Here is an 18,138-nt window from a genome sequence, read left to right on the forward strand (position 1 = left end):
TTTGTTTATATAGCTTAATCTTTACTCGATTTAGCACCGATTATTCTTGGAATTGCATAAATTTAATCCTATTCCTACCGAGTGATCTCATGGCTCAATCCAAGATTGACGATTTTATTTTAGGCGTAGTGAATGCAACCAATTCGCTTATAGCTTCCAAACTGGAAGAAGGGATTCAGATTGCCCTGGATACCCTGTGCGATCATCTCGACATTAGTTCATCTTTTATTTACAAGAACCATAGAAACGAGAATGGAGAGCTCCTAAGCTCCATTAAGTATTTTTCGAGCAAAACCGTGATTCCTGAGCGAGTTGCTCGCAATCAGGATGTTCCTCTTTATCGCATGGAGAAACTAAGCAAGGAATTGGCAGCCGGCAAACCTTACATGTTGGTTTACTCTGACAGCGACAGCGAGCTAAGGGCGCATATGGGGTTAGACCATACGAAACTCGTGGCTTTCTTTCCCATAATAGTAGATGACGATTTTTGGGGAGCCATAGGCTTTGCTGACTTTAGCAAAGAAAGAAAACTGTCAGAGCCGGAAAAGCAATTACTCATGACTTTGGCCAATGCAATAGCCGGTTCTATCAGGCGAGAAAGGCTCGAGTCCAATCTGGAACAGTTGGTGCAGCAACGTACGGCAGAGCTTCAGGACCACAAGCTGCGGTTTCAGTTGGCGCTGGAAAGTACGCAAAATGGCTTTTGGGACTGGCTGCCACAAGAAAACAAGATTTTCTGGTCTAAAAACATGTACGACAACCTGGGCTACGAACCGGGCGATCTTCCCGATTTGATTGAAGGCTTCTATGACCTCGTTCATCCGCACGACAGGGCAGAGGCCAGGCGAAGATTCAATAACTATCTCCAAAATAAAGTGCCCTACGAAATGGAATTCAGGTTGAAGAAAAAGGATGGTAGTTACCGATGGTTTCTTTCAACGTGCAAAGCTGTTTGGGACGAAGAAGGCAAACCCATTCGTGTGGTGGGAAGCCATGCCGATATTCATACCCGCAAGGTAAGTACCGAGCTGTTGGCTCGACAGGAAGAAAAGTTCAGAACAGTTATTCGCACCGACCCGAACCCTTTATTTCTTGTTAATAAACGAGGTAAAATAGTGCTGCACAGTAAAAGGTCGTGCGAGGTGTTTGGCTATTCGGATGAGGAACTCAACGGGCTTAATGTACTGCGATTGTTGCCTCCCGATAAACGAAGCAAGTACAAGCAACTACTCAACGACTTTTTAACCAAACCCCGAACTCAGGTACTTGATTCTACTGCTGAGATAAAGGCCAGAAAGAAGAACGGCCGACTATTTTGGATAGAAATGGGCTTGAGCCCGGTGAGTATTGACGGTGAAACCATGGTGTTGGCTGTGTTGACCGATGTAACCCGAAAACGAGAGGCTGAGCTAAAGCTCAAAGAAAGTTACCGGCAAATGAATAACCTCATAAATAACTTGCCGGGGGTGGTATATCGCTGCAGAAACGATGAGTCATGGACCATGGACTATATCAGCCCGGCTTGTGAACAAATTACAGGATACAGACAGGAGGAGTTTTATGGCGATCCGGCCATTACAACTTTTGGTAACTTGATTATACCAGATGACAGGGATGAGGTTTGGGAGCATGTGCAGCGTTCGGTGAACGATCAAAAGCCTTTTCGGATGACATACCGAATAAAGGATAAGCAGGGCAGAATAAAGTGGATATGGGAACAGGGGGTAGGTGTGTTTGAAAACGATATGCTGGTGTGGCTGGAAGGCTGCCTTTTCGATGTGACCCCTATTATTAGAAATCAGGAGAAAGTTCAGCAGGCTATATACAGTACTGAAGACAAAGAACGCAGAAGGATTGCTTCAGATTTGCACGATGGTGTACAGCAAACCCTGGGGGTTAGCTATATGAATCTTAAGCATCTGGATGAGGAGGTCGCAAAGTTTTCGGAGGCACTACAAAAGAGATACTACAAAAGCCTTAAGTATTTAGAGCAGGGTATTAAAGAAAGTCGCAATATTGCCCATCAGCTATTGCCTAAAGATGTAGAGGAACTGGGGCTTGTAAAAGCCCTGGAACAATTAATTTCCGATACCATTAATGGCAACGGCACCGAGGTTGAATATTATACCAATATTACAGCAAGACTACCGGCCGAGGTAGAGCTAGGGTTGTATCGGGTAGCCCAGGAAACCCTAAATAATATAATGAAGCATGCCAAAGCCAGTAAGATTAGTGTGCAGCTCATTAAAACGGCCGATGAAAACGTGCAAATGATGATAGAGGACAACGGTGTGGGTTTTGATAAAAACAAACTAGATATTTATAAAGAAGGATATGGCCTGACAAGCATGAAAAACCGGGTATGGTCAATGTCTGGTAGGCTATCAGTAGATAGCAACCCGGGAAAGGGTACTTGTTTGGTGGCCATTATTCCAGCAAAGCTTAAAGTATATGAATAAGTCAATTCGCCTTTTTGTGGCCGATGATCACCCTATGATTTTAGAAGGATTGGTCTCCTTTTTAAGCCAAATACCAGAGTTTAAAATTTGTGGCACAGCCTCCAATGGTCTGTTGGCCTACGAACAACTTAAAAGTCTGGAGGTAGACATACTACTTACCGATATTCAAATGCCCCAGCTCAATGGTATTGAACTGGTTGAACGGTTGATTGCCGAAAATAGGGATGTGAAGGTAATAGTACTCACCATGTTCAATGATGTGATCTTCGTAAAACGCCTCTTGCAATTGGGGGTTATGGGCTATGTATTAAAAGATGTTGGGAAAAATGAGTTAAGGCAGGCCATTGAAACCGTATATAAGGGAGGGCAGTTTTACTCCTATGAAATTACGGAGATAATGATGAGCAAGCTCAGGGGAAATGGAGTAGGTTTTAGCCTAAAAACGGACCTTACCGATAGAGAGAAAGAAATTTTGCAGCTCATTTTAGAACAAAAGAGCAACAGAGAAATTGCCGATCAGCTATTTATTAGTGCCCGAACGGTGGAGGCTCATAAACGAAACATGTTAGAGAAAACCGGTAGTAAAAATCTGGCCGGGCTCATTATTTACGCAATCGAAAACGAGATTTTCAAGAAAAACAATTCTTAGTAAAAGCAAATCTAGGTGTTTCACCTATAGAAGAGTTAGGTGTTTCTCAGATGTTTGTGAAAAGTAAGTCCCCTTACTTTGTAAATGTGATCAAGGGAGGGCGCAAAGAGGCCAATAACCAAAGATATGATCAGACTGAATTTTACTCTGCGCTCCCTGAGATTACATTTTAGAAATCTCCTTTTCACCTAGATTGACTGTAGCTAAGGCGGACTCTATGTCTTAAAAAAAGAGCATTGTCAAATGCGGTTTTCCAAAGACAAACAATAACAAACATAAAGACATCAGTTGGGTACTTTGTGTGAAGTTGGTTCATCGATCCGACACGAAAGATGATTATTTAAGTAGAGTTGATAGTTAAAGTGCCGCAGAGGTTGTCTTAAGAGTGTTATCTCTTTCTTCCGGAAATGAGCTGCACGCTTAAGGCAGCCTCTGTTTTTTTTTGGACAAATTTCTGCTATCGAGTAGAAGAACAATTTTTAAATAAACGCTGGTAATCGGGTAAAACTTTGCTCCATACAAGTTCTTTATCGTAATACTCTAGATGTGCGGCCTGGCCGTGGTTAAGATAATAACTTGTTCTTTTTCGGGGTTTCTGTTGCTTAATTTGAGTAATTAAAGCATATCGCTACATCTTCGGTAATTGGTATTGTACAATCCAATCAGATGCATTTAGGGCTATCGCTTTTCAGGGAAAATATCGCTATTATTGAGATTGTCTCACACCACTTTCACGCAATAGATTATTAGCACCGTTCGAGGTTTGTCTATTATGGAACACCCGGGTAGGGTTCCATCAATCCATTATGTATGAACAAAAATGAGTTGATGAATAAAAGAGAAGTGGATAATAATGTAAATGAGTCATTACAGGTATACAAAGACCTTTTCGATAAAATCGATTTGGGTATTGCCAATTTTTACGTTCGAAGAACTGGCAAATCCATAAAATCAGTGTGCTTTCATGTGATCAACCCCAGCTTTGAAGAACTTCTGCAGGTGGAGTCAGCAACAATACTTGGTAAGTGGTTTCCTGAGAAAAAAAGAAATGCCTACGACTCTCCTTTTCATTGGCTCATTAGTCGGCTTGGTGAACCACGAGCAGAGAAGTCAAAGTTTACCCATTTCTTTAATTCAGTAAACCGCTGGTGTACCGTAGAAATAATTCCCCTGCAAACAGACTACTACGGACTCATACTAACCGATGAAACGGAAAAAGTAAATATGGATACCTCCATTCAGCATCAGTTGGAGGTACTGAAGAGAGTTGGAGAACACCTGCATGTGGGTGGTTTTGAATATGACCTTTTAAGCCATACCATGTACTGGTCTGACGAAATGTTTACGATCCATGAGTTAGACATAGGCGAGGCACCAGACCTGGAGCAGACACTAAGCTTCTATACCTCTGCCGATCGCCCCAAACTTAGAGAAGCTCTTAAAGCCGGTCTGGTAGATGGTACTCCTTTCGATTTGGAACTGGAGATAATAACTGCCAATGGCAACAAAAAACAGGTGCGTATTTTTGCACAGCCCATATTCAGGCACAATCGGTTGGTGAAACTTGGTGGAGGAATATTAGACATTACTGTGTTGTACAAAAATCAGCACGAGCTCAATCAGCTCAACCGTGAGCTGGAGAGATCCAACAAAGAATTGGAGGAGTTCGCTTACGTGGCATCGCACGATTTACAGGAACCCATCAGAACCATTTCGGCCTTCACCGAACTTTTAGTAACCCGCCTGGGAACCAATCTGGACGATAAATCTCAAATGTTTGTGGAGTATATTTTGGGAGGAACCAGCAAGATAAAACGCATGATCAATGACTTGTTGGCTTACTCCAGAGTAAATACCTCCAAGAATCCTTCGGTTGTATTTAGCACTCAAACGGCTCTGGAAAATGTGTTGGAGCTATTACGCAAAAAAATATATGAACACAATGCTACCGTAACGTACTCGTCCATGCCGGAAATATCCTTTCAGCAGAGCCTTTTTGAGAGGTTGCTCATGAACCTGATAGACAATGGGTTGAAGTACAATAAAAGTAGTAAACCCAAAATTCATATTGAAGCTCTAGAATCGCCTGGGTTTGTCACTTTTTCCGTAAAAGATAATGGTATTGGTATCCCGGAAATTTACAAAAACGATGTGTTTGTAATCTTTAAGCGATTCGCGGGCGAAGAAGTGCAGGGTTCAGGCATGGGGCTGGCTATAGCTCATCGCATAATTTCTAAGGGAGGCGGAGATATATGGTATGAATCTACTGAAGGAGAAGGCACCACATTCTTCTTTAAGCTACCCAAAAAATAGTTCTGAATGTTTTTTTGACCATTTTATAGATTTTTCAGTGGGCTGGCTTGTCTTTAGGAGTGTTTTAAAAACTACGTGAATCACCTACATCCATTACACAGAGAATCACATACAGGAATTCGAATTTAATCTAAGTAATTGCACACTTTCCATAACTAGGCAGATCTGGTAATTCAGATGGCCGGTTAGCGATGAGACTCAACCTCGGAATCGATTTGACGTAAGCAATTGCATTTTATAGAGAAAATATCGCTGGTAGTTATTTTTTATCGGGCATTAAACCCTTAAATTATACCTATCTGAGCTAAGGGTTGAGTTTTTAGAGCTTAGGATTAAACGTTTCGAGGGAAAATACAGATTCCTGCTATGACCAAAATACTCCACATAGAAGATAATCATACCGATGCCATTCTTTTACAAGAATATGTATCGATGTTCGATCATGACAAGGAGTTTAGAATAGAACATGTGGTTGACTTTTGGGTGGGTATGGAGTGGCTCGAAGAGGAAACCTTTCATGTGGTGTTTCTAGACCTGGGTTTGCCGGGTATCAAAGGGTTAGAAGGGGTAGAGCGAATTGTTAATAATTTTCCTGACATATGCCTTATTGTTTTAAGTGGTAATCAGAGCCTCGATTTGGCCAAAGAAGCCATACAATTGGGTGCGCAAGATTACCTTTCAAAGCACGAGATGTCGCCTACCCAGATCGAGAAGTCCCTCATATTCTCTCTGGAACGCATAGAACTCAGAAGAAAGGTAACCACACAAAGCGCTAAGCTCGAAAAACTTTCCGCAGCTGTAGAACAGTCTGCCAATATTATCCTCATTACCAATATTGACGGAAACATAGAATATGTTAACGACAGGTTTGTGGAGGTAACCGGCTACACCAAAAGAGAGGTAATAGGGAAAAAACCAAGCCTTTTAAAGTCGGGTCGTCAAGACGAGGAGGTATTTAAACAACTTTGGGATACTATTATAGAAGGAGATACCTGGTCCGGTAATTTCATAAACAAACGCAAAAATGGTACCCTACTCTACGAAAAGGCCATCATAAGCCCAATAAAAGACGAAAACGGCCGAATAGTTAATTTTCTGGCAGTTAAGGAAGACATTACAGAATTGAAGGCCATGGAAGAGCGTCTCGACTTCACGCTTGAGGCCGCCAATCTGGGTACATGGGAGTGGAACCTGAAAACCAACGAAATGCTCTACAACTTTGAGTACGCCAAAATGCTTGGCTTCGAAGTGTCTGAGTTAGACAAATCGCTGGGCTTTTCAAGAAGCAGAATTCACCCGGAAGACTTTCCTGAATCTTTGGCCAAACTAGAGCAGCATGTAAAAGGAGAGACAGATAAGTACGAGGCCGTATACCGTATTCAGCACAAAGAAGGGCACTACATCTGGATTTATGATACGGGTAAAATAATGGAGTACGATAGCCAGCGCAACCCTATTAAAGTGCTGGGCGTGCATGTTGATATTACGGCCCTCAAAGAGCAAGAAGAAAAAATAAGATTTGAGAAAATACAGCTTCAGAAAACCCAGAAGTTGGGTCGTATTGGTAGCTGGTATTTCGATTTAGAGCAGGAAGAATTTACTTACGTTTCTCCTAAGTGCCGAGCCATACTGGGCTTTCCGGCAGAGCAGAAAATTGATCGGGAAACTATTCTGGATGCTATATATGGAGAAGATAGAGAGCTCTTTATTACCGACTTCAAAAAAATGTGCGATGGTCAGCACATTGAGTTTTTACACAGGGTAGAAAAGAATAAACAAGTACGATGGGTAAAAGTGACTGGCGACCCCGAGTTTAACGCCAAGGGTAGGTTGCTAGGCGTATTGGGTTTAGTTCAAGACATTACGGAGGAAAAAGAGCGACAAATTGCCCTGGAGCAAAGCGAACTCAAATTCAGAACCATATTTGACAATGCCACTGTGGGTATTGTATACCAGGATTCGGAAGGGCAAATTCTAGACTCCAATAAAAAGGCTGCTGAAATTTTAGGCTTAGACCGCGAGGTGCTCGACACCAAGGGAGCGAAAGATCCTGATTGGTATTTTATCGATGAAGACCACAATCAGCTCGATTGGACAGCCATGCCCTCGGCCAAGGTGGTCGAATCTAAAAGGCCGGTATTGGGCGATATTGTGGGGATTTTCAATCCTAGAAAGTCAGCCATTGTCTGGATCCTCATAGATTCATTTCCGCTTATAGATCAGGCTACCAACGAGCTTAAAACCTGTACCATATTTACGGATATTACCGAGCGCAGAAGGCATCAGCTGGAAATTAAAGATCGGCAGGCCAAGCTTCAGGCTGCTCAAAAAATTGCCAACTTTGGCCACTGGACTTACAGCTATAAAACCGATAACTACACCTGGTCTGACTCGGCCTATGAGTTATTCCATTTAGACAAAAAGATTCAACCCTCCAGAGAGGTGTTTTTTAAGTTGGTTCACCCAGACGACCGAAAGCGCCTTAGGGACCTCATTAAACAATCGAGAAAAAGCCATAAAAACACTCATGTAGAGTTTAAGGCTTTACTGCCGAACGGAGAGGTGCGCTATTTTGAAGATTCCTGGGAAACTACTTACGACCCAGAAGGTAACCCTGATTCTGTTTTGGGGGTGTATCACGACATTACCGAGCGAAAAATTGCCGAGAATGAGCTCCACGAAGTGAAAGAAAAGCTATTGTCCATTCTCGACTCGTTCGATGATATAGTCATTATAATAGACAGAAACCTTCGCTACAAAGAGGTTTTTCCTGGTGGAGACCCTGGTGATTTGCTGGCCGTACCAGCCAAAATGATTGGCAAAAAAATAGCAGACTTTATGCCCGATGATGTGAGTCAGCTGGTAAAAGAAGCCTTTGTAAGAATAAAGGAGTCTTCACAAACCGAATCCATTACCTATAGCATACAGTTTGGAGCAAAAACCAAATGGTTCGATGCCAAACTTTCCGCTCTGCACGACCAAAAAGGCATGTTCAACGGAGTAACCATGTTGGTGAGAAATGTAACAGAGCAGAAGTTGAATGAACTTGCCCTGCAGGAGAGTGAGAGCAAGTTCAGAATGCAGTCTGAATTTTTACCACACATTCTATGGACAGCCGATTCGCAAGGAAAAACGAATTACATTAATGAAGCCGGCCGACACTTCTATGGAGATAACATAAAGTACTACCATCAGGGAAGAAGAAACGGGCTTCATAAAGACGATCGGGAGCAGGCCCGCCTTAAATGGGAAGAAGCACTGGCCAACAAGTCTTCCTATTTTAACCTGGAACGCCACAAAGACGCTTCTGGCAAGTACAAGTGGTTGAGTGTTAAGGCCAATCCAATATTAGATGAGAATCAGAACATTATCTCATGGATTGGTGTATCTACCAACGTGAATGCAGAAATGGAGGCCAAACGGCAGAATGAGAAACTGGTGTTCGATTTGAAGGAGCGCGTAAAGGAGGCTAAGTGCCTCTATGGTATTTCTCATCTGGCCGAGTCGGGGCTGTCTTCCAAAGAAGACTTGTTGCGCCAAGCCGTTCAGCTTATTCCACCAGCTTTTCAGTATCCGGAGTGTACGCAGGCACAAATTATCTTTGACGATAATAAATTCAACAGCGGAAAATTCACCTACAAAAACAGGTATAGCTCTCCGTTGCGAATGGATGGTGTAGTAGTAGGAGAGGTAGCCGTGGCCATTGCCAAAAGAAATTCAGAAGGAGAAGAAATTAACTTTTTGCCTGAGGAGGTTTCTCTTATGGATGCCATTTCCGAAAACCTGGGGCTTATTTTAAAACATAAACGAGCCGTTCGCTTGGTGGCCGAAAGCGAGCAAAGATTCCGGGTATTGTTGGAAAACGCCACAATAGGTATAGCACTGCTCAAGGACTATCGCTTTGTAGACTGCAATAAGCGAATGAGTCAAATATTCAATATGCCCATTTCTGAGCTCAACAATAAAGCCATGTGGGAACTGTCTCCTTCGCACCAGCCGGGAGGGAGAACCTCTGAAGAAGCCACCAAATATCATGTGGGCCAACTAGAGGTAAGGAAGGATGAGAACTTTATTTGGTATTACAAAGACGGCCAGGGCAATACCATAATTGCCAATATTCATCTCAACAAAATTGAGCTGAAAGATGGAGAGTATGTAATGGCCTTCTTACGCGATATTACCCAGGAGTATCAGGCAGTGAAAGCTCTGGAGGAGTCGGAAAACAAGTATCGAAGTATCTTCGAAAACATTCAGGAGGGCTATATTCTTGTCGATACCAACGGAGAAATTCTTGAGCTAAACCCGGAGGGTGCCCGTATTTTGGGTAGACCATCGCAAAAGCAATTGCTCGGTAAAAACATTAATAATTTTATACCCCATTCCAGCAATCTTTTTGAGGTCTCCGACCTAAACAAAACCCGGCATAATATTGAGGTGCTTTTCAACACCGAGAGCGGTGAGAAACGCTGGCTCAATTTTAACGTGCAAACAGTTTTTAAGAATGGTGCTCCGTATTTGTTTGAGTCTACCTTTAGCGATGTAACTGAGCAGCACAAGTTCAATGAATTTTTGAGCTTTACCGTAAAACTGTACGAAGCCTACCAGAAAAGCCTTGAAGAACTCATTCAGCGTGGAGTGGAATATGCAGTAGAACTACTCGACTCTAACTGTGGATTCTATCATTTTGTAGATGAAGACGAGGGTAAAATTAAGTTTGTGCAGTGGAGTCAGGAGGGTGTTTCTGCTTCCAACACAAAGAAGAGAATCCCCGATTATGAGATAGAAGAAGCGGGTATTTGGAAAGACTGTATAGACAAACGCAAGCCTGTAATTCATAGTCAAGAAGAACAAATTAGCGATAAGGGAATACCGGAAGGTCACCCTCAACTAAATCGCGACCTTGAGATACCTATAATAGATGGCAACAAAGTGGTGGCTATTTTAGGTGTTGGTAACAAAGTAGCTGAGTACAGTACCAGAGACATTGAACTGCTCACCAACTATGCCAACTTGCTACATTCGCTGGTTAAAAAGAAAGAACTGGAAATAGAATACCTCAACACACTCGAAACCTTTGAGGAGTCGCAAAATGTAGGCCGAATTGGTACCTGGCGATACGACATGCAGTTTGAAGAAACCTGGTGGTCGGATGTCATGTTCGAACTGTACGGCCTTAAAAGAAAAGACGGAGTGCCTTTGCAGGAATGGCTGGAATATACCCACCCGGATGACCGCGAAATGCAGGTGGCTAAGTTTGCAGAGTCGCTCAAGACGGGCAAATACGAATGTGAATACCGCATTGTACTCAAGTCGGGCGAAGTACGATATCTCTTTGCCAAGAGCCGGGTAGAGTACGATGCCAATAGAGAACCTAAAAGACACATTGGTATTGCGCAAGATGTTACGGCCATTAAAAAGGCGCTATTGCTTATTCAGGAACAGTCCCAGCAGTTTCAAAACATAGTTTCTTCATTGCCGGGCATCGTTTATCGCCTCAAATTTCCTTCAAGCCAAATAGAGTTTATCTCCGAATATCTACATAAGCTGCTGGGCTACTCGGTAAATGAGATTGAAGAAATTGGTCATGAGAAGTTCTTAAAGCAGGTCATTTATAAAGAAGATTTTGAGAGCAGCATTCAATTTCTCAAAAACGTGCTCAAAGAAGAAAATGAGTATTCATATACTTTCCGCATGATGACCAAAGACGGAAAGATAATTTGGGTGAGTAACACCGGCAAATTGGTGTATAAAGAAGGCAGCGAATATGTTTTGGAAGGCTTTATTCACGATATTACGGATAGGGTTCGTTCGGAAGAGCGAATTCTCAATGCCGTAATGGAAGCTTCGGACCAAGAACGATCAAGAATTTCTAAAGAAATTCACGATAGCCTTCAGCAAACCCTTACCATTGCCTCTCTAAATTTGGAGTTTGTGCGTATGGAAAAGGCCAAGTTGAGCGATAAAGTGAAGAACAAGTTTGATATAGGGTACAACTACCTGAAAAAGTCGCTCAACGATTCGCGGGCTATTGCTCACAGTCTGATGCCAAAGGCCATAGAAGATTTTGGCTTTGTTTCGGTAGTAAAAGATACCATCAGCGATTTGAACCAATCCAGCCAGGTTGAGTTTGAGTTTCTGACCAACATGGAAGGTATCAGGCTTAAAGTACCTATAGATACCAGCTTGTATAAGATAGTACAAGAAGCCACCAATAACATACTCAAGCACTCAGAGGCCAGGTATGTAACCATACAATACATGAAGCTGGGCGATGTAGTGCAATTGACTATTGAAGATGATGGTAAAGGGTTCGATGCCAGTAAGTTGAGTCAAAGTAAAGGTGGTTTTGGGCTAGCCAATATGAAAAATAGAGTATCATCCTTTGGGGCCGAAATTTATATAGATTCCCATGTAGGACACGGTACAACCATTATGATAGAATTTCCATTCACTAAAGACATACTGTATTATGAGTAAGATTAGACTTTTCTTGGTAGATGATCATAAAATGATCAGAGATGCACTGGAAGCCTACATTTCTGAAGACGATAGGTTTGAGGTGGTAAACCATGCCAATCATGGAGAAGAAGCGCTCCAGAGAATCAAGGAAAATCCTGACTTCGATATTCTGCTAACCGATATTGTAATGCCACAGGTGGATGGTATTCAGTTGGTGAAGCGGCTCAAAGAAATGACTTATCAGTTCAAGATTATAGCTCTCACTATGTTGAGTGAAACTCAGCACATTAAGAAAATGCTTAACTATGGAGTGAATGGATATGTACTGAAAACCGCCAACCAATCGGAAATTATTCAGGCCATTCTCGATGTTCACGAAGGCAAGAGCTACTATAGTCCGCAGGTAACCAATACCATTATGGACTATCTGCGAGGAGAAAAAACATCATCGCAAAAAGTAGTGGTAGATGTGCCCCTTACCCGAAGAGAAAAAGAGGTCTTGCATCTTATAGTAAAAGAATACTCCAATCAGGAAATTGCCGATGAGCTTTTTATTTCCATAAGAACAGTAGAAGCCCATAAACGAAATCTATTGGAAAAGACTGGGCATAAGAATATGGCCGGATTGGCCATTTGGGCAGTGGAAAAGCGTCTTTTCTCGGATATTTAGGTTCTAAGGGAATTGCCTAGATTTTGTAGGTGATCTTACAAAGCCCTACTAAGTGAAATTTTTACAACAATCCATTACAGAAAACACCACCCCATAGTGGTGTTTTTCTGGTTTTTTACAAGCCTTGTTTCACTCACATATTAGCCATGGCAGATGGTGACCTTAGTGTTGAAAGAATAACACAATTGAAATCCAAAAGCCATGAAAAAGTTAATGTGTATTGCAGTCTTGCTACTCGGTTGTAGCACTGCATTTTCCCAAACGTACTATTATAAGCACCAGAGGAAAAAAGACTTCAGTTTTCAAGTAGCCCCCACAGTTGCCACTTATGGCGACAATCCTCTTTACGGATTTTCACTCGGAGTGAACTTCAAAGAGGTATTCAACTTCAGCTATTTCCACACCAGAGATTACAAGTCTAAAGAAGGTTCTTACATGGACACCCGATGGGCAGGACTTTACACGGCCATTATGTTGCCGGTAAACGACTGTTTTCAGGTGGGCCCCACCTTTAGAATGGCCGCGCTCGATGCCCAGTTCGAGAAACCTTACTTCGGAGTTGAGGGCAGGGTAAACCTGGCCTGGAACACCAAGCTCGGGTTCGAATACGGCAAGAGCAATGAACGCGCAATGAGTGTAAAATTAATCTGGAACATTTACTAAAAGGAGGGAGTCATGAACGCTGTACAAAAAAATCAATCAGAAGAAACTAAGCAAATAGAATTTGGTAACAATACCTCTAAGGTGCTTACCAACATGTCGGCCGAGTTTAAGTCTCCGCTCAATGCTATAGAAATGACGGCTCAGATGATGGAAGAAATCATGGAGCACAAAAGCGAAGACCTGCTCAAGCTGTTTTCAAAATACATTAACCGAATTGTTAATGAGTCTAAAAAAGCGGCTGGACTGGTAGAAGATACCTTGCTTTTAATGGAGCTCAGCAATGCGGAGCCTAAAGTAGATATTACCTCCTATGGTTCAGACGATATTTTCAAAGAGCTTACTATTTCGTTCGAAAACTACTATCCGTTTAAGAAATTCGATTTTGTGGGCATTCAGCAGCATGTTGAGGTGCGCATAGACAATGAGTCTTTCATGAAAGGTCTGAAAAGACTGGTGAGTCTGGCTCTGGAATTTAAGGGAAGCGAAATGCCTAAGCTGGGTATTAACCCCAATGAGCATGAGGTAGAGCTTACTTTTGAGGTGCCCGGACTCAAAATTGCCGAGCAAGACCTGGAAAACATATTTGAGCCTTTTTCAAAGCTCTCTGAAGAATACCTCATCGAAGGTTTGCCTTTGAGATTGGGCTTAGTGAAGCGTTTGCTGGCCAATAGCCAGGCACAACTCACAGCTTCGATTCATGAAGATGGACATGCCGTGTTTCATGTAACCATGACTCGTGCTAACACAAGCCTAAAAGTAGTTTCATGAAAAAGCTAGTGTTTGCACTGCTTTTGGGCCTGCTGGTACAAGATTGCTCCGAGCTTTATGAAAATCCGGAGCAGGTGTACCTTATAGAAGAAGGCCGACACGATAGTAAGGTGGTCGCAGGGTTTGTTGGCGATAAGCTCAGAACCTTAAAGTCTTCAACCTTGCGTTTTACGGCAAGATTTGACGAATCGGCCCGTTATAACCTGGGCAACAAAAACCAGGAAGATATTAACAAGCTGTTTGGGTTTGCCGATGCTAATAGTATGCACCATGACAACAGCATACGGTTTGGTTGGCGATACAGTGCCCAGAAAGATCAGGTTGAAATATTTGCGTATGCCTATCAAAATGGTCAGATGAATTTTGAATATATAACAGATCTGCAGATAGGAGCCAACGCATTGTTTCAGATTAACCTAACCGATGAATCGTATGAGTTGGCAGTAAATGGAGACCATACGGTTACTATGGAACGAAAAGTGAAAGATAAGTTGGGCGTTTACTACCTGTTGTTTCCATACTTTGGAGGCAATGAAACGGCCCCACATGACATACGGATTTACATTAACGAAAGAGTTTAAAGATACAATACCAATTTGGCTTTTGGGTGTTGTTCAATTGGAGGTGCCGAGCAGAAAATGGCACCTCTTTTTTTGTCTTTAAAAGAGCAAGTCTAAGGAAGTACCGACTTGTTGTACCAAAACTCTTTAATAGAACCCACCATTTCCATAAACATGCTAAAATCGCTGGGCTTTACCAGATAAGAGTTTGCATAGAGCTTGTAACAGAGCTCCACATCTTCTCTAAAGTCGGAGGTAGACATTACTATAATGGGTACTCCTCTTAACTTTTCGTCTTTTTTTACCAGTCTGAGTACCTCTTTTCCGCTCTTTTTGGGGAGGTTGAGATCGAGAAAAATAAGGCTCGGAAACTCACTTTCCGGCTGGTTTTCGGCTAACTCAAATAAGTAATCTATTGCTTCTTGTCCATCTGTTTTTACAATGATATCCGTATTGATCTGCGTTTGTTCGAAAGCAATTTTCAGCAATTCTACATCGGCAGGATTATCTTCTATTAACAGCGTTTTCAATAGCTTAATGTTAGTTTTTTTGAAATAGCCACCCGGAAGGTCGTTCCCTCATTCACTACCGACTCCACATCAATAACTCCGTTGTGCTGATCTGCAATTTTCTTGCACATGGCAAGGCCTATTCCGGTGCCTTCATATTCTTCCCTACTACTCAGGCGCTTGAAGATCTCAAATACATATTGGTGATATTCTTTGTCAATTCCAATTCCGTTATCAGAAAAAGACAGGTAGTGAAAGTCATTATTCTGGGTGTATTCTACTCTTATTTGGGGCCTAATACCTTGCCTTCTAAACTTTATGGCATTGTTAATTAGATTTTGGAAAAGTACGTTGATGCGCGTTTCGTTGGCAATTATTTGAGGTAGCTCCGAACATTCTACAGACGCATTGGTGGTTTTTATGAGGTTGTGCAAATCGGCCTTCACCTGATGAAATACCTTTTGAAGGTTCACCCTTTCGAACGTGAGTTTTTGATTTTCTAACTGACTAAAATGCAGGAGGTCTTTGATAAGGTTTTTCAGTCGGTTGGCACTTTTTTCTATGTATTCGGTATACAGTTCGGTATCGTCATGAATATTGGCATCTTTGAGTGTAGCCTTGAGCAACTGAATAAAGCTGATAATAGTGCGTAGTGGTTCTTGAAGATCGTGGGCGGTTACGTAGGCAAACTGACGCAATTCCTGCACTTTGTTGTTAAGCTCATCATTGATTTTTTGCAGTTTCTGCTCAGACTCCATTTCCGCAGTAATGTCCATAATGGCTCCATTGAGCGATATGGCCTTTCCTTTCTTATTGAAGCGAGGTTCTCCATAGCTCTTTATGTGTCTCCAGCCTGTTTCTGTTTTCACTCTATACTGGTGCTGGCAAGACTGCTTGTCTTCCAAAGCCTTCTGAACAATCATGTTAAAATGATCGAGGTCTTCCGGATGAACTCGTTCCTGAACATCCTTTAGGGTTGGTTTTTTGTTTCTTGGTAAACCCAGAAGTTCGTAAGCGTTGTTTGAGAGCTTTAAATCCAGGTCTTTGATTTGCAAAATCCAGCCGCCTGTTTTCGAGAGTTTTTCTGTCTTTTCAAGCAGCAGGTTTTTGGCCAATAACTCTTTTTCGATTTCCTTTTCCTGAGGAATTGGGCGCCCCTCCGGAATAAGCAGCACAACCTTACCGCCCTGCTTTATGGGGCGCAAGGAAAAATCGATGGTTTCAACACCCTTGTTGCCCAAAATATCTGTATAAAAACGAACAAATTCGCCTTGAGAAGCTCTGTCAATAGCGTCAATGATTTGTGAGCGTATTTCGTCATTCCAGGCCCACCAGGGTGCATCATAGAATTTCTTGCCTACAATTTCATCTCTTTTGTAGCCCACAAAGTCCAGAGCACTTTGGTTTGCTTCTATAAGTGTACCGTCAAGCTCCATTAGCCCCATAAGCTGAAACATATTGTGAAATACCTCGTGGAAAACCAGCTCCTGCTTGGCCATGGCTTCCTCTTTCTTCTTTTTTTCGGTAATGTCGAGTATGTAAGTTCTTATGTAGCCCGAATCTACCCGGTTTTCCAGTAGCTCTACGGTTAGCTCTGCCCAAATAACTTCTCCTGTTTTGCGAATGTATCTTTTCTCCAGTCTGTAGCTTTCTATTTCACCGGCTTTTAGCTTCTCAAAAACCTCCAGGTTTTTATTCACATCGTCCGGGTGTGTAAACTCCGAAAAGGTCATGCTTGTCAGTTCTTCTGCCGAATAACCCATCATTTGGCAGAACTTGGAATTTACAAATACAGGTACGCCCTCGTAGGATGTCACTGCAATGGCAAAAACAGATTTGGAGAAGAGTTCTTCGTAAAGCTTGAAGATGGATTTAGGCATAAAGATTTAAGAAAGACTAATCTGCAAAATTAAGCTTAATATTTAATTTTAAGGTCATTTCAAGGGGCTAACCTCTTGCGTAAAACACCTAAATGTTAAGCATCGGGCATTGCGTAGAAAATGGGGTAGGCATTTGGCGAATTTAGAGGTAAGAATTGAACCACATCAGCCATGAAAGCCAAATTCATTGTTCTAGCAAGCCTGCTCATGTTGAGCTTTGGGGCACAAGCCCAGAGCTTTTACCGGCAAAACAGACCTCAGAAAGATCGGTTTTCAGTTTCACTCAAGAATATAACCACCAGATCTGTAAATGGTTGGAATACCGGCCCCTCCGTATCGCTTAATTTGGGACAGCGCTTTTCCATGGGCTATGTATATCTTACAGCTATAGGGAGTGCCGAGCGAGAGGCGAATACGTTTTCCGGTTTGCAGTTTAACTATTCAGTGTTCGATGGCTCGCGATTCGATGTAGGTGTGGGGCTTAGAACAGGAGTACACAACCAATATTTTATTTCTGTTTTACCCTCCATTCAAATGACCTATGATGTCTCCACCAAGGTGGCCGCTGAACTTGGTTATGCCCACTCCGATGGTTTTCCCTTCTTTCAAATGGGTATAGGCTATAAAATCTTTAGAAAGTAAATTATAGCTGCTGAATCAAGTATGTTTTAGCATAGTAAGCTTTTACGGCAAAGCTCCATAGTACTTCTTCAGTAAGTGCTTTAACTATCGTTTTAATATAGAGAAACACTCCCCCATAGATATAATTATTCAATGGATATGGGGGTTAAAAACTCGATAATTTCCCAGGCGGTAGGTGTATTTATGCCTGATAAGTACAAAGGTAAATGAGTACTTCCTAGTTTAGGCGTATGGAAATGGATTATCGTAAACGACTTGTTGAAGTACATCAAGAGTATCAGGAGAAAGAACAAGGCTTAATAAAACAGTCTTTAAATGAGCACTTGTTGCAAAACCATGTTAGAGCAGAGTTTTTCTATTTAAATGAGCTGGAAGCCTTATATCAATATAGCGTGGAAGGCAATATAGAAGTTGCTAAGCAACACTTTTATACCTGTGGCCGGTGCGATGAATATATGATGAAAGTCCATAATCGGCAGATTTTAGGTTGGGGGATAAAGCGCGTGGGCTACGCCTTTCTGAGCGATTGCAAGCCACTGATTGAGCGGTATGCATTGCTTAGTGAT

The 18,138-nt window shown here is 42.2% G+C and carries 12 protein-coding genes; 10 read left to right on the plus strand and 2 right to left on the minus strand.

The window, feature by feature from the left end:
• Positions 1-89 precede the first annotated feature (89 nt).
• The 8 genes from B3O12_RS08965 to B3O12_RS09000 all read left to right on the plus strand — a co-directional run bounded on the left by B3O12_RS08965 (position 90) and on the right by B3O12_RS09000 (position 14,562).
• Positions 90-2,459 carry a PAS domain-containing protein gene (locus B3O12_RS08965; protein ID WP_286756039.1) on the plus strand — a complete coding sequence of 790 codons (2,370 nt, stop codon included), beginning with the start codon at positions 90-92 and terminating at the stop codon, positions 2,457-2,459.
• Positions 2,452-3,108 carry a response regulator gene (locus tag B3O12_RS08970; protein WP_189630711.1) on the plus strand — a complete coding sequence of 219 codons (657 nt, stop codon included), beginning with the start codon at positions 2,452-2,454 and terminating at the stop codon, positions 3,106-3,108. The genes B3O12_RS08965 and B3O12_RS08970 overlap by 8 nt, the downstream gene beginning before the upstream one ends.
• Before the next feature lie 828 nt (positions 3,109-3,936).
• A complete protein-coding gene (locus B3O12_RS08975) occupies positions 3,937-5,421 on the plus strand; it encodes a sensor histidine kinase (RefSeq protein WP_286747463.1) in 1,485 nt (494 codons plus the stop codon).
• Between the two features lie 366 nt (positions 5,422-5,787).
• Positions 5,788-11,898 (plus strand): PAS domain S-box protein, encoded by a 6,111-nt coding sequence (locus tag B3O12_RS08980; RefSeq protein ID WP_286756040.1) that lies wholly within the window; start codon positions 5,788-5,790, stop codon positions 11,896-11,898.
• Entirely contained in the window at positions 11,891-12,550 is a 660-nt protein-coding gene (locus B3O12_RS08985; protein WP_189630714.1) for a response regulator, read from the plus strand. Before B3O12_RS08980 ends, B3O12_RS08985 begins: the two co-directional genes overlap by 8 nt.
• Before the next feature lie 201 nt (positions 12,551-12,751).
• Positions 12,752-13,213, plus strand: a complete 462-nt coding sequence (locus B3O12_RS08990; RefSeq protein WP_286756041.1) for a hypothetical protein — start codon at positions 12,752-12,754, stop codon at positions 13,211-13,213.
• Positions 13,214-13,225: 12 nt separating this feature from the next.
• A complete protein-coding gene (locus B3O12_RS08995) occupies positions 13,226-13,981 on the plus strand; it encodes a sensor histidine kinase (protein WP_286756042.1) in 756 nt (251 codons plus the stop codon).
• Complete coding sequence (locus B3O12_RS09000) at positions 13,978-14,562, plus strand: hypothetical protein (RefSeq protein ID WP_189630717.1); 585 nt, start codon at positions 13,978-13,980, stop codon at positions 14,560-14,562. The genes B3O12_RS08995 and B3O12_RS09000 overlap by 4 nt, the downstream gene beginning before the upstream one ends.
• A gap of 92 nt (positions 14,563-14,654) precedes the next feature.
• Here the strand turns inward: B3O12_RS09000 and B3O12_RS09005 are convergent, their stop codons facing one another.
• Positions 14,655-15,071, minus strand: coding sequence for a response regulator (locus B3O12_RS09005; protein ID WP_286756043.1), 417 nt, complete (start codon positions 15,069-15,071; stop codon positions 14,655-14,657).
• The gene (locus tag B3O12_RS09010) at positions 15,068-16,930 is read right to left on the minus strand and encodes a PAS domain S-box protein (RefSeq protein ID WP_286756044.1); all 1,863 of its coding nucleotides are present in this window, start codon (positions 16,928-16,930) and stop codon (positions 15,068-15,070) included. Before B3O12_RS09010 ends, B3O12_RS09005 begins: the two co-directional genes overlap by 4 nt.
• 171 nt (positions 16,931-17,101) lie before the next feature.
• Between B3O12_RS09010 and B3O12_RS09015 the strand changes: the two genes are divergently transcribed.
• Both B3O12_RS09015 and B3O12_RS09020 read left to right on the plus strand, forming a co-directional pair.
• Complete coding sequence (locus tag B3O12_RS09015; RefSeq protein ID WP_286756045.1) at positions 17,102-17,572, plus strand: hypothetical protein; 471 nt, start codon at positions 17,102-17,104, stop codon at positions 17,570-17,572.
• A gap of 236 nt (positions 17,573-17,808) precedes the next feature.
• Positions 17,809-18,138 (plus strand): hypothetical protein (locus B3O12_RS09020; protein WP_286756046.1); only part of this gene is annotated, 330 nt, incomplete at its 3' end.

This window comes from Roseivirga sp. UBA838 (assembly GCF_002296035.1).
Classification (GTDB): Bacteria; Bacteroidota; Bacteroidia; order Cytophagales; family Cyclobacteriaceae; genus Roseivirga; species Roseivirga thermotolerans.